This window comes from Caulobacter sp. SRI_008 (genome assembly GCF_057586355.1).
This window is the reverse complement of the sequence record NZ_JBYCZS010000037.1, coordinates 24,509-43,221: the sequence shown is the minus strand read 5'-3', so window position 1 is coordinate 43,221 and position 18,713 is coordinate 24,509. Positions and strand designations below refer to the sequence as shown.

Genomic DNA, 18,713 nt, shown 5'->3' with positions numbered 1-18,713 from the left:
GGGGGGGGGTGGGGGGGGGGGGGGGGGGGGGCCCCCAGCGCCGCGCTTACCCCCTCCGGCCCTCCGGGCCACCTCCCCCTTCAGGGGGAGGGCCTGAAACATCACCCCCCAACGGCCCCCGAGCCGAAGTCGAACTGCTCGGGCTTGGGCTTGCCGCCGCCGAAGGCCCAGGTGAAGCCGAAGAACGCCGCCCGCACATTGGCGGTGCGCACGGTCACGTCCTTCAGGGTCGGGGTGTCGGTGACGACCTTGTCCTCGAAGCTGTCCAGCGCGTCCTGCACCGTCACGACCAGCGACAGCCGGTCGTTGACCTTCCGGCGGTAGCCCAGATTGACCATCTGGAACGGCTCGCGGTGGCCCTGCGGGGTCAAGCGCTTGCCCGAGCTGAAGGCGTTGATCTGGAAGAAGTCCTTGGGTGTGGCCTGCCAGTTGACGTTGGCGCGGCCCGACAGGGTGGTGGCCGAGCGCGTGCCGGTGAAGCCCAGGTTGGTCGCGTCGATCTCGTTCCAGAAGGCGTTGGCGCTGACGTTGTAGCTGATCTTCGGCGTCAGGCGGCCGTTGGCCACCAGTTCCAGCCCGCCGTTGCGGCTCTGGCTGAGGTTCTCGCGGGTGGTCAGCAGCACGCCATTGCCCAGGTCGCGGACGACGTCGGTCACGACGCCGTCGCTGGTGCGGTAATAGGCCGTGGCCAGGTAGTAGGCCGGACCCTTGCGGTACTGCCAGCCCAGCTCGAACGAGTCGGTGACCTGCGGCTTCAGGAAGGGATTGCCGGCCCGGTAGTTCTGCGGGTCCTGATAGACCGGATAGGGGTTGAGGTCCTGGACCTGCGGGCGCTGGACGCGGCGGCTGTAGCTGGCCTTGAAGCTGTTGTTCTCGTTGACCGTGTAGCCCAGGTGCAGGCTGGGATAGACCTTGAAGTAGTCGTTCGAGACCTTCTGGCCGCTGGTCACCTGGTTGGCGTCGAACTGCACCTGCTCGGCCCGCAGCCCGCCCTGGGCGGTGAAGTCTCCGAAGGCGTGCTCGTAGGTGACGTAGCCCGCATAGACGTCTTGGTCGTAGAGGAAGCGGTTGGTGCGCGCGGCGCTGACCGTCAGGGCGTTCCAGGACGGGCCGGTCTCGCCGTGATTGTCGTAGTCGTTCTTGGTCCACTCGAAATCGACGCCGGTCTTCAGCGTGCCGCCGCCGACGCCGGGCTGGGCGTAGTCGGTCTTGAAGTTGGTGCGCTTCTGCTTGGCCCCGAAGCCGAACCGCTCATAGAGGTCGCTGGCGGCGGCGTAGTCATTGACGGCGCTGGAGTCGCGCGAGAATTCGGTCTCCTCGTACTCCAGGTGGGCGGTCAGCAGGTGCTCGGCGCCCTTGAACTGGCGACGCCAGTCGGCGCTGACGCCGGCGTTGTCGCGGGTCATGGACGCGTCGGTCGAGCGCGCATAGTCGGAGGCCGCGCCGACATAGTCGTAGGTCTCCTCGCCCGTGGTGTCGAACTTCATGCGGCGATAGCGGACCTCGCCGCTCAGGCGGTCCTTGGGCGTGACGTCGTAGTCAACGCCGCCGCGCAGATTGACCATGTCGCCCTTGTTCTCGAAGGCGCCGTCCTGGCTGCTGGCGCCGGCGGCGGTCTGGCGCTGGATCGACTGCCAGGCCTCCTGCTTCTCGTGGCGCAGGCCGACATCGCCCGACAGGGTCAGCTTGTCCTTCACGTAGTTGCCGCTGACGCCGCCGTTGTAGCGGCCGTCGGTGCTAGCGTTCAGGCGCACCGTGCCCGTGCCGCCGGGCTTGCGGGTCTTCTTGGTGACCAGGTTGATGATCCCGGCCGTGCCGTCGGGACGGAAGGCGGCCGAGGGGTTGGTCATCACCTCGACGCGGTCGATCTGGTCGGCCGGCATAGCCTGCAGGGCGTCGCCGCGGCCGTCGCCGTTGAACATGCCCGAGGGCTTGCCGTCGATCAGGATGGTGACGCTGCTGTCGCCGCGCAGGCTGACATTGCCCTGCACGTCGACCTCGACCGAGGGGATGTTGCGCAGGGCGTCGGCGATCGAGCCGGTGCGGGCGGAAAGGTCGTTGGAGACGCTGTAGCTGCGGCGGTCGATCGAGCTGCGCATGGCGGTGCTGTCGCCGGTGACCGTCACGCCCTCGACGGCGGCCGGGGCCGCGCCCTTCGGGGCGGCGGGCGCGGCCGCCGGGGCTGCGGTCTGGGCCAGGGCCAGGCACGGCGCCGCGATCATGGCGGCGGCGGAAAGCAGGATGGTCTTCAGGCGCAAGGCGCGCTCCCCCGAGGTCGTCGGTCGAGGCGCCGCGAGCGGACGTTCCGCGCTGGTCTCGACCTCAAGCGGTAAAGCGCGGCCGGTTTCACGGGGCAAATTTCTTTTCGGCAATGTTGCAGTAGGGCCAGGCCGCGTGGCGCCGGCGCCACGCTTCAGTCACAGCCCGGCCCGGCGCTGGACGACCCGAAAATGACAACGTTGCCATCGCCCCTTGCGAGCGCCGTCGGACCTGACACTATCCGCTGGCGGCGCGGCGGCTTGCGAAGCGGGAATCCCGCAAAAACGGCCGCTTGCGCGCTGATACCGGTAACACTAAGGTCGCCGGCAACTAAGGTCCCTACGGGGGCGCGTTAGGGATCAAACATGGCTCCTAGAGGGAGCCAGTTCGGGGAGGACTCCAGTGGCATCAGTTTCCAGCGCCGGACCAAGCGCCGGCATGAGCGCCGACGGCGCGAAGGTGAACATGGCCTTCGTCGCCGCCATCGTGGCCGTGGCCACCATCGGCGGCTTCATGTTCGGCTACGACAGCGGCGTCATCAACGGCACCCAGGAAGGCCTGAACAGCGCCTTCAAGCTCACCGAGTTCGGCACCGGCCTGAACGTCGCCGCCATCCTGATCGGCTGCGCCGTCGGCGCCTTCGCGGCGGGCCGCCTGGCCGACGTCTGGGGCCGCCGCACGGTGATGATCATCTCGGCCCTTCTGTTCGTGATCAGCGCCCTGGGCACGGGCGCGGCCCATACCTCGACCGTCTTCGTCATCTTCCGCCTGATCGGCGGCCTGGGCGTCGGCGCGGCCAGCGTGCTGTGCCCGGTCTACATCTCGGAAGTCACGCCCGCCAACATCCGCGGCCGCCTGTCGTCGGTGCAGCAGATCATGATCATCACCGGCCTGACCGGCGCGTTCGTGGCCAACTACGTGCTGGCCCACACCGCCGGCAGCTCGACCGCCGAGTTCTGGCTGGGCCTGCCCGCCTGGCGCTGGATGTTCTGGATGCAGGTCATCCCGGCCGGCGTGTTCTTCCTGGCCCTGCTGACCATTCCGGAAAGCCCGCGCTTCCTGGTCGCCAAGGGCAAGGACGCCCAGGCCGAAGCCATCCTGTCGCGCCTGTTCGGGGCCGGCACGGGCGCGGCCAAGGTCGCCGAGATCCGCGCCTCGCTGAGCGCCGACCACAAGCCGAAGTTCTCCGACCTGCTGGACCCCACGACCCGCAAGATCCGTCCGATCCTGTGGGCCGGCCTGGTCCTGGCGATCTTCCAGCAGTTCGTCGGCATCAACATCGTCTTCTACTACGGCTCGGTGCTGTGGCAGTCGGTGGGCTTCACCGAGGACGACAGCCTGAAGATCAACATCCTGTCGGGCGCCCTGTCGATCGTGGCGTGCCTGGCCGCCATCGCCCTGATCGACCGCATCGGCCGCAAGCCGCTGCTGCTGATCGGCTCGGCCGGCATGGCCGTGACCCTGGGCGTGCTGACCTGGTGCTTCTCGACCGCCACCACGGTCAACGGCGCCCTGCACCTGGACGCCTCGGTCGGCCCGATCGCCCTGGTCGCCGCCAACCTCTACGTGATCTTCTTCAACCTCTCCTGGGGTCCGGTCATGTGGGTCATGCTCGGCGAGATGTTCCCCAACCAGATGCGCGGCTCGGCCCTGGCCGTCGCCGGCTTCGCCCAGTGGATCGCCAACTTCGCCATCTCGTTCAGCTTCCCGTCGATGGCGAAGCTGAGCCTGTCGGCGACCTACGGCTTCTACGCGGCCAGCGCCGTGGTCTCGTTCTTCCTCGTCCAGAAGCTCATCCACGAGACCCGTGGCAAGGAGCTGGAGGCGATGGAGGGTTGAGGCAAAAACCTCCCCCCGTGGGGGAGGCGACCGCGAAGCGGTCGGTGGGGGGATGAAGGCCAGCGCCTCGGCGGCTGAAAACGTCCCCCCTCCGTCGCCTTCGGCGACACCTCCCCCACAGGGGGAGGTTCCTCGACAGACAAACGCCCGGGAGCCCCGCTCCCGGGCGTTTTCTTTTGCCCTCGCCAGTGACAGCGTTATCGTCGGAAAATGGGCTATGACACCGGTAGACAAAGCGACGCCGCGCCGCTTAAGTGACCGGTAACAGGCCAGCGCGACGCAGGATGCGCGGCCCAGTCTTCGGGAAGGAAACACATGGCCGACCTCAGCCGCCGCGGAGCCTTGGGTTCCCTACTGACCGGAGCGGCGGCAGCCGCCGCCCTGCCCTCCGCGGCTTCGGCGCAAGGCGTCGGCGCCCTGCCCGCCAAGAGCGCGACCGGCCCGACCTGGACCAAGGGGATCGAAGGCCAGCGCAAGGCCGACCTCGGCGACGGGACCTTCCTCAATCCCATCCTGGCCGGCGACCATCCCGATCCGTCGATCCTCAAGGACGGCGACGACTACTACATGACCCACTCGTCGTTCGACGCCTATCCGGGCCTGCTGATCTGGCATTCGAAGGACCTGGTGAACTGGACGCCGGTGGCGCCGACCCTGAAGACCAACATCGGCTCGGTCTGGGCGCCGGAGCTGTGCAAGCACAAGGGCCGCTACTACCTCTACATCCCGGCCAAGTTCCCCAAGAACAACACCAGCTACGTGATCTGGGCCGACAAGATCGAAGGCCCGTGGTCCGAGCCTATCGACCTGAAGCTGCCCGGCTATATCGACCCCGGCCACGTGGTCGACGAGAACGGCGAGCGCTGGCTGTTCCTGTCCGGCGGCGACCGCATCAAGCTGGCCCCGGACGGCCTGTCGACCGTCGGCAAGCCCGAGCACGTCTACGATCCCTGGCGCTATCCGGACGAGTGGGACGTCGAGGGCTTCTCGCCCGAAGGCCCCAAGGTGATGAAGCGCGGCGACTGGTTCTACATGATCACCGCCGTGGGCGGCACGGCCGGCCCGCCGACCGGCCACATGGTCATCGCCGCCCGCGCCAGGTCGCTGGCCGGTCCGTGGGAGAACCATCCGAAGAACCCGCTGGTCCGCACCGTCGACAACGCCGAGAAGTGGTGGTCGCGCGGCCACGCCACCCTGGTCGAGGGCCCCACGCCCGGCGACTGGTGGACGGTCTATCACGGCTACGAGAACGGCTATTGGACGCTTGGCCGCCAGACCCTGCTGGCCCCGGTCACCTGGACCAAGGACGGCTGGTTCGAGATCGGCGGCGGGGATCTGGCCAAGCCCATCAAGAAACCCAAGGGCGGCAAGAGCGGTCCGCACGGCATGGCGCTGTCGGACGACTTCAGCGCCGACAAGTACGGCGTGCAGTGGAACTTCTTCGATCCCAAGCCGGGCGAGCAGGACCGCATCAGCCGCGCGAACGGCGTGCTGACCCTGAAGGGCGCGGGCGAGGCCCCCTCGACGGGCTCGCCGCTGATCTTCGTCAATGGCGACCAGGCCTATGAGATCGAGTGCGAGATCGAGGTCGATCCGGAGACCCGGGCGGGCCTGATCCTGTTCTACGACCGCCAGCTCTATTGCGGCCTGGGGTTCGACGCGAAGAACTTCGTCACCCACCAGTACGGCATCGAGCGCGGCCGTCCCGCCAATCCGCACGGGAGCAAGATGCTCCTGCGCCTGCGCAACACCCGCCACATCGTCGCCTTCCACACCTCGGGCGACGGCGGGGCGACCTGGAAGCGGTTCGACCGCGGCATGGAGGTCAGCGGCTACCACCACAATGTGCGCGGCGGCTTCCTGATGCTGAAGCCGGGGCTCTACGCCGCCGGCAAGGGCTCGGCGCGGTTCCGGAACTTCAAGTACCGGGCGCTGGACTGAGCGTAGATCCTCCCCCTCTGGGGGAGGTGGCCCAGAGGGCCGGAGGGGGCCAGCGCCGGCGCTAGACCCCCTCAGTCGCTCCGCGACAGCTCCCCCAGAGGGGGAGCATCTTCCATCCCAGACCTCGGAGCTGACATGCGCCTGAAGTCCCTCCTCCTCGCCGCGGCCCTGATCGCCGCGCCCCTCGCCGCCCCAATGGCCGCACACGCCCAGGAACCCGAGCCGCCCGTCTTCCGCGCGGTGAAGGTCGTGCTGGTCGGCGACTCCACCACCGCCGTGATCGGCGGCTGGGGGCCCAGCTTCTGCGGCCAGCACCTGACGTCGTTCGCCGCCTGCATCAACCTGGCGCGCGGCGGGCGCTCCAGTGGCAACTACCGCGCCGAGGGGTCCTGGCGCGTGGCGCTGAAGGAGATCGGCTCGGGCGGCTTCACCGACACCTATGTGCTGATCCAGTTCGGCCACAACGACCAGCCGGGCAAGCCGGGCCGCTCGACCGACCTCGCCACCGAGTTCCCCGCCAACCTCAAGCGCTATGTCGAGGAGGTGCGCGCGGCCGGCGGCAAGCCGGTGCTGGTCACCCCGCTGACCCGTCGCCAGTTCAAGGACGGCAAGCTGATCGACGACCTGGGTCCCTGGGCCGAAGCGACACGCAAGGTCGCCGCCGAGACCGGGACGCCGCTGGTGGACCTGCACGCCAAGTCCTACGCCGCCGTCCAGGCCATGGGCGCGGCCGAGGCCACCCGCTTCGCCCAGCAGCCGCCGCCCGCCGAAGTGCTGGCCGCCGCGCGGACCGGCACGACGATCAGCCCCCAGCCGGCGGCTCCCGCGGCGCCCGGCGCGGCGCCCGCCGCCCAGGCCCAGAACAACGCCGCCGTCGAGCCGATGGGCCAGGCCAAGCTGTCGTTCGACTACACCCACCTGGGCCGCGACGGCGCCGACTACTTCTCGAAGATCGTCACCGACGAGCTGGCCGTCGCCGTGCCGGCGCTGCGACGGTATCTGGTGCCGTAGCGACAGGGGCTGGCGCGTCAAAGCTACACGTGTAAGCTGCCAGCATGACGCGCATCGCTTCCGCCCTCGTCGCCGTCGGACTGGCGCTCGGCCTGTCCGTGCAGGCCCACGCCGCGACGGCGCCGTCGACGGCCGCCTGCGCCGCGGCCAAGGTGTTGCTGGAAGACATCTTCAGTCGCTCGCCGCCGGGCAAGACGGCCCTCGACGAAGCCGCGGCCGGCGAAGGCGCCGGGCGCCTCGTCAAGCAGTTGGCGGACCCGCGCGCCGCCAGCATCGCCGACGGCGCCTGGCGATCGCCCGAGCCTGGGCCGGTCAGCGTGAAGCCGCCGTCGACGGCGACCATCAAGGCCTTCCGGACGGCTCGCCACACGAGCGCCACGGCGTGCGAGGACATTCGCCTGGAGGCCGGCGCGCGCGGCGTCCTGCTTGGCGCCTCATACGAAACCGTCGCCCCGCCCGATCGCAAGGGGCGCTACACCCGCACGCTGCATGTGATCGGCCGGCCGGTCGTCTCGCCGGACGGAACCGAGGCCCTGGCCTACGCCTCGGAAGCCTATGGGCCGCTGGCGGCTTCCGGCGGCCTGGTGCTGCTGCGCAAGAGCCGCGACGGAACCTGGAAGATCGTCGGCCGCCTGGGCCTCTGGATCTCCTAGGTCGCCTGCGGCGGATCGACGTTCAGGCTCATTGCGTGGTCCTCGTACTTCGACAGACTCAGGACGAGATTTTCGTCTCAGATCCCCCTACCCCAGCAGGCAGGTCAGCACGGCCTTCATCGTCCGGGCGATGGCCGTGCGGTCCTGGTCGGGGTGGTTGACGCTGCGCATGACCAGGCCGTCGAACATGGCGCCGATCATCTCGGTGCGGGCGGCGAACTCCTCGTCGCTCCATTCGGGCTTACGGCTGCGCTCCAGCATGCTGCGGGCCAGCAGGCGCTCCTGCTCGTCGGCGGCGCGGACGATGGCGGCGACCTTGGGATTGCGCGAGGCCTCGGCCATCACCTCCAGCACCAGCGGCGCGCGGCGCGGGTCGTAGCACTTGCCCACGGCGTCATCGATGTGCTCGAGCATGGCGTCGAGCAGCGTGCCCGGCCGGCTTTCCAGTTCGGCGAACTTCTCGCGCATCTCGGCCAGGTCCTGGGCGACGATCGCCGCGACCATGGCTTCCTTGTTCTCGAAGTAGCGGTAGATCTGGCCCACGCTGAGGCCGGCGGCCTTGGCGATCTCGGCCATGCTGGCGCCATGGAAGCCCGAGCGACGCACGATGTCGCAGGCCGCATCCAGAATCTGCTGCCGCCGCGCCTCGGGCGTCGGCTTGGCGCTTGAACTCACGTCGACCATCGAGGGTCTCGCTCTCCATTACATTTCCGTCAGGTCAACCGAGCCGGCCTGCCGGGGTGTTGACTTCGCCTTACCCCGGGCCTATGTCCAGCGCAATTGAGAATGAACGTTCATTCTCAAATTGTTCATCATAGGCGCGTCGTCAAGGGTCCCTCCCTCCTTGCGGCGCTCTGACGCTCCGGGGATATCCATGGCTATCAAACGTCCGCTCGCCGCTTCGGCGGTTCTTCTGGCGGCTGTCTCGCTCACCCTCGTCGCCTGCGGGCAAGGCAAGGGCGGAGCCGCGGGCGGCATGGGCGCGGGCGGGCCGACGCCCGTGGGCGTGGTGGTCGTGAAGACCGAGCCGGTGACCCTGACCAGCGAACTTCAGGGCCGCACCTCGGCCTATCTGGTCTCGGAAGTGCGTCCGCAGGTCGGCGGCATCGTGAAAGCCCGCCTGTTCCAGGAAGGCGGCTACGTCCGCGCCGGCCAGCCGCTCTACCAGATCGACCCGGCCACCTTCCAGGCGGCGGTCAACAGCGCCCAGGCGGGCCTGGCCCAGGCCCAGGCGACCTACACCGCCGCCAAGCTGAAGGCCGACCGCTACAAGGAGCTGGTCGCCGTCAACGCCGTCTCCAAGCAGGACAACGACGACGCCCAGGCCAGCGCCCAGCAGGCCGCCGCCAACGTCGCCGCCCAGAAGGCCGCCGTCGACAGCGCCCGCATCAACCTGGGCTGGACCCGCGTGGTCGCCCCGATCTCGGGCCGCATCGGCAAGAGCTCGGTGACCCCCGGCGCCCTGGTCACCGCCAGCCAGACCACCGCCCTGGCGACCATCCAGAACCTCGACAAGATCTATGTCGACCTGACCCAGTCGTCGGCCGAACTGCTGCAGTTGCAGCGCGACCTGGCCGGCGGCCAGATCGGCCGCTCGGGCTCGGCCCAGGTGACCCTGAAGCTGGAAGACGGCTCGACCTACCCGGTCGCCGGCCGCCTGGAGTTCGCCGACGTCACCGTCGACCAGACCACCGGCTCGTTCGGCCTGCGCGCCACCTTCGACAACCCCAACGGCACCCTGCTGCCGGGCATGTACGTCCGCGCCACCCTGGGCAAGGGCGTGGCCTCCAACGGCGTGCTGATCCCGCAGGCCGGCGTCAGCCGCGACCCGAAGGGCGCCGCCACTGTGACCGTCGTCAACGCCAAGGGCGCGGCCGAGACCCGTCCGATCACCGTCGGCCAGACGGTCGGCGACAAGTGGCTGGTCACCTCCGGCCTGAAGGTCGGCGACCAGGTCATCGTCGAAGGCCTGCAGAAGGTCCGTCCCGGCGCGCCCGTGAAGGCCGCCGTCATCACCGCTCAACGCTAAGGCCGGACCGTCATGTTGTCCCGTTTCTTCATCGACAGGCCCATCTTCGCGTGGGTCGTCGCGATCGTGATCATGCTGGCGGGGGCGCTCGCCATCCGCACGCTGCCGATCGCCCAGTATCCCGAGATCGCCCTGCCGCAGGTCTCGGTCTCCGCCAACTATCCCGGCGCCTCGGCCAAGACGGTCGAAGACAGCGTCACCCAGGTCATCGAACAGAAGATGAAGGGCCTGGACGGGCTGGACTACATGTCGTCGACCAGCGACAGCTCCGGCTCGGCCACCACGACCCTGACCTTCAAGGCCGGCACCGACATCGACATCGCCCAGGTGCAGGTGCAGAACAAGCTGTCGAGCGCCGAGGCCCTGCTTCCCCAAGAGGTGCAGCAGCAAGGCCTGACGGTCGCCAAGTCGGCCCGTAACTTCATGATGGTCGTCGGCCTCTATTCCGAGGACGCCAGCACCACCAACACCGACCTGGCCGACTACATCGCGTCCAACATCCAGGACCCGCTGAGCCGCGTCGACGGCGTGGGCGACGTGCAGCTGTTCGGCGCCCAGTACGCCATGCGCATCTGGCTCGACCCGAACAAGCTGGCCTCCTACAGCCTGACCCCGGCCGACGTTTCGAGCGCCATCACGGCGCAGAACGCCCAGGTCTCGGCCGGTCAGCTGGGCGGCACGCCCAACGTCCAGGGCACCGCGCTGAACGCCACGATCACGGCCCAGTCGCGCCTGCAGACGCCGGAAGAGTTCGAGAACATCATCGTCAAGAACAGCACCGGCGGCGCCATCGTGCACCTGCGCGACGTCGCCCGCGTCGAGCTGGGCGCCGAAAGCTACGTCTCGAACGCCAAGTTCAACGGCAAGCCGGCCGCCGGTCTGGCCATCAAGCTGGCCCCCGGCGCCAACGCCCTCGACACCGCCAAGGCGGTGAAGGAGCGCATGTCGCAGCTCGAGAAGAGCTTCCCGACCAGCTACCGCTACGTCGTGCCCTACGACTCCACGCCGTTCGTGGAGCTGTCGATCCACGAAGTGATCAAGACGCTGATCGAAGCGATCATCCTCGTCTTCATCGTCATGTTCCTGTTCCTGCAGAACTGGCGCGCGACCCTGATCCCGACCATCGCCGTTCCGGTCGTCCTGCTGGGCACCTTCGGCATCCTCGCGGCCTTCGGCTACTCCATCAACACCCTGACCATGTTCGGCCTGGTGCTGGCCATCGGCCTGCTCGTCGACGACGCCATCGTCGTGGTCGAGAACGTCGAGCGGGTGATGAGCGAGGAAGGGCTTTCGCCCCTCGAGGCGACCCGCAAGTCGATGACCGAGATCACCGGCGCCCTGATCGGCATCGCGCTGGTGCTGTCGGCGGTGTTCGTGCCCATGGCCTTCTTCAGCGGCTCGCAGGGCGTCATCTACCGTCAGTTCTCGATCACGATCGTCTCGGCCATGGGCCTGTCGGTCATCGTCGCCCTGATCCTGACGCCGGCCCTCTGCGCCACCATGCTGAAGCCGTCGAGCCGCGGCCATGGCGAGCCGCTCCAGACCGACCACAAGGGTCCGCTGGGCGCGATCGTCAATGTCTTCAACACCTTCTTCAACTGGTTCAACCGCAGCTTCAACGACGTCTCGGGCCGCTATCAGAACAGCGTCCGCGGCATCCTGGGCAAGAGCATCCGCTGGATGGCCATCTACGGCGCGATCATCCTGGTCATGGGCCTGCTCTTCGTCCGCCTGCCCAGCGCCTTCCTGCCGGAAGAAGACCAGGGGATCATGATCACCCTCGTCCAGCTGCCGCCGGGCGCCACCGAGGAACGCACCCAGGGCGTGCTGGACCAGGTCCGCAGCCACTTCCTGGAAGGGGAGAAGGACGCCGTGCAGTCGGTGTTCACCGTCTCGGGCTTCAGCTTCAGCGGCGCGGGCCAGAACGCCGGTCTGGCCTTCGTCCGCCTGAAGGACTTCGACAAGCGCAAGGCCGCCAACCTCAAGGCCCAGGCCGTCGCCGGTCGCGCCATGGGCGCCTTCGGTCAGATCCGCGACGCGATGGTGTTCGCCGTCGTGCCGCCGGCGGTGCCGGAACTGGGCACCTCGTCGGGCTTCGACTTCCAGCTGCAGGACATCGGCGGCGTGGGCCATGACGCCCTCACCGCCGCCCGCAACCAGGTTCTGGGCATGGCCGCCCAGGATCCCAACCTGGTCGGCGTGCGTCCCAACGGCCAGGAAGACACCCCGCAACTGAAGATCGACATCGACCAGGCCAAGGCCGGGGCGATGGGCCTGACCACCTCGGACATCAACGCGGCCCTCAGCGCCGCGTGGGGCGGGTCGTACATCAACGACTTCGTCGATCGCGGCCGGGTCAAGAAGGTCTACCTGCAGGCCGACGCCCAGTACCGGATGAAGCCGGAAGACCTCAACAACTGGTACGTCCGCAACGGCACCGGCCAGATGGTGCCCTTCTCGGCCTTCGCCACGACCCACTGGATCTACGGCTCGCCGCGTCTGGAGCGCTACAACGGCCTGTCGTCGATGAACATCCAGGGCTCGCCGGCCCCGGGCAAGAGCTCGGGCGACGCGATGAACGCCATGGAGAAGATCGCCGCCACCCTGCCGGCCGGCATCAGCTTCGAATGGACCGGTCTGTCGGCCCAGGAACGCGAGGCGGGCAACCAGGCTCCGGCCTTGTACGCCATCTCGATCCTGGTGGTGTTCCTGCTGCTGGCCGCCCTCTATGAGAGCTGGGCGATCCCGCTGTCGGTGATCATGGTCATCCCGCTCGGCATCGTCGGCGCCCTGCTGGCGACCACCCTGCGCGGCCTGTCCAACGACATCTACTTCCAGGTGGGCCTGCTGACGACCATGGGCCTGGCGGCCAAGAACGCCATCCTGATCGTCGAGTTCGCCAAGGAGATCTACGAGCGCACCGGAAACCTGGTGGAAGCAACTCTGGAAGCCGTCCGCATCCGTCTGCGTCCGATCATCATGACCTCGCTGGCCTTCGTCTTCGGCGTTCTGCCCCTGGCGATCTCCAACGGGGCCGGATCGGGCAGCCAGCACGCGATCGGCACCGGCGTCATCGGCGGCATGCTGTCGGCGACCATCCTGGCGATCTTCTTCGTCCCGCTGTTCTTCGTGATCGTCGAACGGATCTTCAAGCCCAAGCCCCGTCACCACGACGAGGCCCCCGCCGCTCCGGTGGAAAGCCACTGAGATGATGCTTCGTAACCTGACCCTCACCCTGCTGGCCGCCTCCGCCCTGTCGGCCTGCACCCTGGCTCCCCCGCACGAGCGTCCGGCCCTGCCGGTCGCCACCACCTGGCCGACGGCTTCGGCCAACGGTTCGAGCGTGAGCGCCGGCGACCTGGCCTGGAAACAGGTCTTCGAAGATCCCCGCCTGGCGGGGACGATCGAACTGGCGCTGGCCAACAACCGCGACCTTCGGGTCGCGGTGCTCAACATCGACAAGGCCCGGGCGACCTACCGCGTCCAGCGCGCCGACCTGCTGCCGGGCGTCAACGCCTCGCTCAGCGAGACCCGCAGCCACACTCCGGCGGCGACCTCGCAGACCAGCGCGGCCCTCGACGTCGAGGCCTATTCGGCCGGCATCGGCGTGACCTCCTACGAGGTCGACCTGTTCGGCCGGGTCCGCAGCCTGTCGAACGTGGCCCTGCAGAGCTATCTGTCGACGGCCGAGACCGCCCGCGCGACCCAGATCAGCCTGATCGCCGAGACGGCCAACGCCTGGCTGACCCTGGCCGCTGACCAGGACCTGCTGTCCCTGGCCAAGGACACGCTGAAGAGCCGCGAGGACAGCCTGGCCCTCACCCAGCGCCAGTTCGACGCCGGCGCCGTCTCGCAGATCGACCTGCGCACCTCGCAGACCCTGGCCGAGACCGCCCGTTCGGACGTGGCGACCTACACGGCCCAGGTCGAGCAGGACAAGAACGCCCTGCGCCTGCTGGCCGGGACCGACGTGCCGGCCGACCTGCTGCCGGCCGGCGGCCTGATCACCGCGCAGATCCTCCCCGATCTGCCGGCGGGCGTGCCGTCCGACGTGCTGACCCGCCGTCCGGACGTGCTGTCGGCCGAGCACAGCCTGATGGGGGCGGAAGCCAACATCGGCGCGGCCCGCGCGGCCTTCTTCCCGCAGATCAGCCTGACGGGTTCGTACGGCAGCGCCAGCACCGACCTGGGCGACCTGTTCAAGAGCGGCGGCAAGGCCTGGAGCTTCGCGCCCAGCATCACCCTGCCGATCTTCGCCGGCGGGGCCAACAAGGCCAATCTGGACGGCGCCAAGGCCAGCCAGAAGATCGCGGTGGCGACCTACGAGAAGACCGTGCAGACGGCCTTCCGCGAGGTGGCCGACGCCCTGGCGACCCAGGCGACCATCGGCGACCGCCTGGCCGCCCAGGAACGCCTGGCCGCCGCCGCCGCCGACACCGCGCGCCTGACCAAGCTGCGCTACGACCGCGGCGTCGACAGCTCCCTGACCCTGCTGGACGCCCAGCGCACGCAGTATTCGGCCCAGCAGGGCCTGATCAACGCGCGCCTGGCCCGGGCCAGCAACCTGGTCACGCTCTACAAGGTCCTCGGCGGCGGCGCCCCCCAAAGCACCGCCCCGAAGGCCTGATCTATCGGGGAGGGTCTCGCGCCCTCCCCCACCAGACCCCCGCGCGACGGTGCGGGGTTGATCGCGGCGGCCACCCCCGGACACGTCGCGACCAGGAAGGGGCGCGTCACCCCCCCAATCCCAGATGCGCCCCTTCCACCCCTTCCCCTTCATTTCCGATCGAAGCGGCCTCCAGCCGCGCGTGCAGGTCGTCCAGCCACCGCGCGCAGGCCGCGCGGATCGCTTCGTCGACGTCGGCCCGCTTGCTCGCTCCATCGGGACGAAAGACCCGGCCGGCCGCCTTGGCGTCGATCGCCGCGGCCGCGCCGATCGCCTCGGCCTCTTCCTTGGTCGGCGTCCAGCCAAAGTGCGGCAGGATCCGCTCGCTCACCGCCGTCGGCAGCGCCTCGTAGCTGATCAGCAGTCCCGCCCCATCGCGGGCGTTCGCCGCCAGCATCGCCTGGCCGATCGCCGCCAGCACCCGCGCGCGATAGTCGGCGTCGGGAACGGCCGGCTCGTCCAGGCCGAACACCGACGGCGCCACCACCTGCGGGACCATCTGCATGCCCACGTCGCGGGCGTGCGAGACCAGCACCTCCTCCGGCGCGCGGTAAAGGTGGATCCACGGCGTTCGCGGGAAGGCCTCGCGGAACAGGTCGAAGGCCATGGCGTGCCAGCAGTCGAGCTTGAGGAAGAGGCGCGCATCGCCCGCCCCGCGCGCACGCCCAAGGGCCGCCACCACGCCGCGCAGCAGCACGACCCGCCGCGCCCACGGCAGCCCGGAACGGACCACCGCGTCGATCGGCGCGGCCTCCGACAGCATGGTCGATCCCTGAGCCGCGCCCAGCATCCGCCCCACCAGGGTCGAGCCGCAGCGCGACATGTGGAAGACGAGGCCGTCCGGCGCCGGTCCCGCCAATCCCTCCAGCGCCGCCAGCGGCGTGCGCAGGCGCAGGAAGCGGTTCAGGGGCGAGGACCGCACCGGCGGCAGGCTCTCGCCGAAGAACGACTCCGTCAGCCGCCGCGCGCCGAAGAAGGCCCAGTCGACAGCGTCCTCGCCCGAAGCGACGGCGATCGGCAGCCAGCCGGCCGGCGGGGCGACGGGGCGGTGCACGAACAGCCGCTGTTCCAGGCGCTCGCTCGCGGCGGCGGCCGGCGAGGCCAGGCCCCAGCCCTCGGCCAGCGCTTCCAGGGCGGCGATGAAATCCGCATCACGAAACAGCCCCGCCAGGTCCGCGCAGGCGCCCGGCGCGCTGAGCAGGCGCTCGATCAGGGCCTCGCCCTCTGGAAGTTGCACGCCTGGACCCGGCCCTTGTCGGTTGAGAAGCGGCACAATAGGCTCGGGCGATGAGATTGCCAGACCGCCTTCGCCTGCCGCTGACCTTCGATCCCGGCCGGCTGCGCGCGGACCTGGGGACCCTGGCCGCCTCCACCGACTGGATCGCCCACTTCGTGAAGCAGAACTACGAAGGCGACTGGAGCGTCATTCCCCTGCGCAGCAAGGCCGGCGCGACCCATCCGGTGATGATGATCTATTCGGATCCGGAGGCCACGGAGTTCGAGGACACCCCGTTCCTGGCCCCCTGCCCCTATTTCCGCGAGGTGATCGCCGCCTTCCCGATGCCGGTCACCAGCGCCCGGCTGATGAAGCTGGCGGCCGGCTCGGTGATCAAGACCCACGCCGACCTCGAGCTCGACGCCGAGTCGACCCACGTGCGCTTCCACGTGCCGGTCGTCACCAACCCCGACGTCGACTTCCGCCTCAACGACCGCCGCGTGGTCATGGAAGCCGGCAGCGCCTGGTACCTCAAGCTCTCCGACCCGCACAGCGTCGCCAACCGCGGGACGGAAGACCGCGTGCACCTGGTCATCGACGGTCGGGTCAACGACTGGGTGCGGGGGTTGTTCGCGCAACCGCTCCCCTCCCCCCTTGCGGGAGAGGGTGGCCCGCGCAGCGGGTCGGGTGAGGGGTCGAAAGCCCTCTCCGCTGCGACAGCCGACCGACCAGGCGCGGTCGTCGAGGTCTGAGAGACCCCTCATCCGTCAGCTTCGCTGACACCTTCTCCCGCAAGGGGAGAAGGATCAGGACGCCAGCAGCGTGAACTGCGCGTTCAGCCCGTCCACCGAGCTGTTGGCCACCCACAGGTCGAACAGCCCCGGCTCGGCGATCCAGCCGTTCTCGCCGTAGAAGGCCAGGCTCCCGCGCTGCAGGACGAAGGTCACCTCGCGGGTTTCGCCGGGCCTCAGGTCCACCCGCGTGAAGCGCTTGAGCTCGCGCACCGGCCGCGTGCGGCTGGCCACCCGGTCGCGGACATAGAGCTGCACCACGTGGGTTCCGGCCAGCTTGCCGGTGTTCTTGACCTTGGCGGTGATCCGCAGCGGCTCGTTCCAGGCCAGGCTGGTCGTCGACAGCTTCAGGTCCGACAGGGCGAAGGTCGTGTAGGAAAGCCCGTGGCCGAACGGATAGAGCGCCTCGTTCTTCACCGTCCGCCAGCGGGCCTTGTACTCCTGGATCTCGCTGTCGGCGGGCGCGGGGCGACCCGTGGTGCGGTGATTGTAGGCGTAGGGCTGCTGGCCGCTCTCGTACGGAAAGCTGACCGGCAGGCGGCCCGAGGGGTTCACCGTCCCGAACACCACGTCGGCCACGGCGTGGCCGGTCTCGGTGCCCAGGAACCAGGTGGCCAGGATCGCCGGGGCGTTCTTGACCGCCCCGTCCAGCACCAGGGCCCGGCCGTGGCGCAGCAGCACGACGGTGGGCTTGCCGACGGCGGCCACGGCCTCGGCCAGCAGCATCTGCGGCTTGGGAATGCCGATGTCGGTGCGCGACTGGGCCTCGCCCGACATGTTCTGGCCCTCGCCGATCGCCAGCACGACGATGTCGGCGCTCTGGGCGGCGGCCACGGCCGCCTCGATCCCGCCGCGGATCGAGGCCTCGACCTCGCAGCCCTTGGCGGTGCGCAGGAGGTTCGGATCCTCCAGCGCCTGGCGGAAGCCGGAGGCCAGATCCACGCCCAGGCTCTTGTCGCCGAAGAAGGCCCACGGCCCCAGGATGTTGTCGCGGTCCTCGGCGAAGGGGCCGATCAGGGCGATGCGCTTGCCCGATCGCGGCAGCGGCAAGAGGTTCCCGTCGTTCTTCAGCAGCACGATCGAGCGGCCGCCAGCCTCGCGGCTCAGGGCGCGCATCTGCGGCGTCGCCGTGCGGGCCGCCTGGGCCTTGGGGTCGATCGAGCGGAACGGCTGGTCGAACAGGCCGATGGCCTCCTTCAGCATCAGCACCCGGCGCACGGCCTGGTCGACCACGGCGATCGGCACCGCGCCGCTGGCCACGAGTTCCGGCAGGTAGCGGCTGTAGAGCCCGCTCTGCATGCTGATGTCGACCCCAGCCAGGATCGCCAGGCGCGCGGCGTCGCGGTCGTCGGCGGCGTAGCCGTGGGCCACCAGCTCCTGGTCGGCGGTGTAGTCGGAGATCACCACGCCGCGGAACTTCCACTCGCCGCGCAGCAGGTCGGTCAGCAGGGCCTTGTTGGCCGTGGCCGGCACGCCGTTGATGTCGTTGAAGGCCGACATGGCCGTCAGGCACCCGGCCTCGAAGGCGGCCTGGAACGGCGGCAGGTGCACCTCCCGCAGCGTCGCCTCGGAGATCTCGACGGTGTTGTAGTCCATGCCCGCGGCCACAGCGCCGTAGGCGGCGAAGTGCTTGGCGCAGGCCAGCATCGAGTCCGGCGACTTCAGGTCCGGTCCCTGGAAGCCGCGCACCCGAGCCTGGGCCAGGGCTTCACCCAGGAACACATCCTCGCCCGAACCCTCGGCCACCCGGCCCCAGCGCTCGTCGCGGGCCACGTCGACCATCGGCGCGAAGGTCCAGTGCAGGCCGTGGGCCGTGGCCTCCTGCGCGGCCGCCCGGGCGGTGCGCTCGGCCAGCGGCGGATCGAAGGACGCCGCCTCGGCCAGCGGGATCGGATAGACGGTCTTGAAGCCGTGGATGACGTCGGCCGCCAGCAGCAGCGGGATACCCAGCCGCGAATGCTCCACCGCCGCCGTCTGGGCCAGCAGGGCGCCCTCGACGCCGACGCCGTTCATCAGCGTGCCGATCTTGCCCGCCCGGGTCTCGGCCAGCAGCTGCTGGGTGTTGCGCAGGTTCACCGCCGGGTTCATGTCGCCCACCGGCGGGCGGATCATGTCGGCGTAGCAGGACAGCTGCCCGGCCTTCTCCTCGATGGTCATCTGGGCGATCAGCGCCTCGACGCGATCAGAGCCCCGGCCTTGCGCCGCCGCCTTGCCGGCCAGGGCCAGCCCCGCGATCCCGGCGCCGCCCGCCATCAGTCCGCGACGGCTGATCCCTTCAAGCCGCGCCTCACGCCGATCCATAGAATCC

At 69.4% G+C, this 18,713-nt stretch carries 11 protein-coding genes and 2 pseudogenes; 8 read left to right on the top strand and 5 right to left on the bottom strand.

The window, feature by feature from the left end; translation table 11 throughout:
- Window positions 1-101: 101 nt before the first annotated feature.
- Entirely contained in the window at window positions 102-2,258 is a 2,157-nt protein-coding gene (locus AC2YHT_RS24070) for a TonB-dependent receptor domain-containing protein (RefSeq protein ID WP_487292355.1), read from the bottom strand.
- A 403-nt stretch (window positions 2,259-2,661) separates the two neighbouring features.
- On the opposite strand from AC2YHT_RS24070, the gene AC2YHT_RS24065 reads away from it, so the two are divergent.
- The 4 genes from AC2YHT_RS24065 to AC2YHT_RS24050 all read left to right on the top strand — a co-directional run bounded on the left by AC2YHT_RS24065 (window position 2,662) and on the right by AC2YHT_RS24050 (window position 7,703).
- Window positions 2,662-4,098, top strand: coding sequence for a sugar porter family MFS transporter (locus tag AC2YHT_RS24065; RefSeq protein WP_487292354.1), 1,437 nt, complete (start codon window positions 2,662-2,664; stop codon window positions 4,096-4,098).
- Between the two features lie 315 nt (window positions 4,099-4,413).
- On the top strand, window positions 4,414-6,039 hold the full coding sequence (locus AC2YHT_RS24060; protein ID WP_487292353.1) for a family 43 glycosylhydrolase: 1,626 nt from the start codon (window positions 4,414-4,416) through the stop codon (window positions 6,037-6,039).
- A gap of 135 nt (window positions 6,040-6,174) precedes the next feature.
- Complete coding sequence (locus AC2YHT_RS24055; protein ID WP_487292352.1) at window positions 6,175-7,050, top strand: rhamnogalacturonan acetylesterase; 876 nt, start codon at window positions 6,175-6,177, stop codon at window positions 7,048-7,050.
- 44 nt (window positions 7,051-7,094) lie between these two features.
- Entirely contained in the window at window positions 7,095-7,703 is a 609-nt protein-coding gene (locus AC2YHT_RS24050) for a hypothetical protein (RefSeq protein ID WP_487292351.1), read from the top strand.
- An 87-nt stretch (window positions 7,704-7,790) separates the two neighbouring features.
- Here AC2YHT_RS24050 and AC2YHT_RS24045 read toward each other — a convergent pair whose 3' ends face one another.
- The gene (locus AC2YHT_RS24045) at window positions 7,791-8,387 is read right to left on the bottom strand and encodes a TetR/AcrR family transcriptional regulator (protein ID WP_487292350.1); all 597 of its coding nucleotides are present in this window, start codon (window positions 8,385-8,387) and stop codon (window positions 7,791-7,793) included.
- Window positions 8,388-8,577: 190 nt separating this feature from the next.
- Here AC2YHT_RS24045 and AC2YHT_RS24040 point away from each other — a divergent pair, with 190 nt between their 5' ends.
- The 3 genes from AC2YHT_RS24040 to AC2YHT_RS24030 are packed head-to-tail and all read left to right on the top strand — an operon-like array spanning window position 8,578 to window position 14,359.
- A complete protein-coding gene (locus AC2YHT_RS24040) occupies window positions 8,578-9,732 on the top strand; it encodes an efflux RND transporter periplasmic adaptor subunit (RefSeq protein ID WP_487292349.1) in 1,155 nt (384 codons plus the stop codon).
- 12 nt (window positions 9,733-9,744) lie between these two features.
- Window positions 9,745-12,939, top strand: a complete 3,195-nt coding sequence (locus AC2YHT_RS24035; RefSeq protein WP_487292348.1) for an efflux RND transporter permease subunit — start codon at window positions 9,745-9,747, stop codon at window positions 12,937-12,939.
- Between the two features lie 4 nt (window positions 12,940-12,943).
- Window positions 12,944-14,359, top strand: a complete 1,416-nt coding sequence (locus AC2YHT_RS24030) for an efflux transporter outer membrane subunit (RefSeq protein WP_487292357.1) — start codon at window positions 12,944-12,946, stop codon at window positions 14,357-14,359.
- 106 nt (window positions 14,360-14,465) lie between these two features.
- On the opposite strand, the gene AC2YHT_RS24025 is transcribed toward AC2YHT_RS24030, so the two are convergent.
- Entirely contained in the window at window positions 14,466-15,635 is a 1,170-nt protein-coding gene (locus AC2YHT_RS24025; protein WP_487292347.1) for an aspartyl beta-hydroxylase, read from the bottom strand.
- Window positions 15,636-15,685: 50 nt separating this feature from the next.
- Between AC2YHT_RS24025 and AC2YHT_RS24020 the strand changes: the two are divergent.
- Window positions 15,686-16,201 (top strand): annotated as a pseudogene (locus AC2YHT_RS24020) (aspartyl/asparaginyl beta-hydroxylase domain-containing protein); the annotation flags it as partial.
- 56 nt (window positions 16,202-16,257) lie between these two features.
- Here AC2YHT_RS24020 and AC2YHT_RS24015 read toward each other — a convergent pair.
- Both AC2YHT_RS24015 and AC2YHT_RS24010 read right to left on the bottom strand, forming a co-directional pair.
- Window positions 16,258-16,424, bottom strand: a pseudogene (locus AC2YHT_RS24015) (hypothetical protein); the annotation flags it as partial.
- A complete protein-coding gene (locus AC2YHT_RS24010) occupies window positions 16,421-18,706 on the bottom strand; it encodes a glycoside hydrolase family 3 N-terminal domain-containing protein (protein WP_487292346.1) in 2,286 nt (761 codons plus the stop codon). The gene AC2YHT_RS24010 and the pseudogene AC2YHT_RS24015, both read right to left, overlap by 4 nt.
- Window positions 18,707-18,713 lie beyond the last annotated feature (7 nt).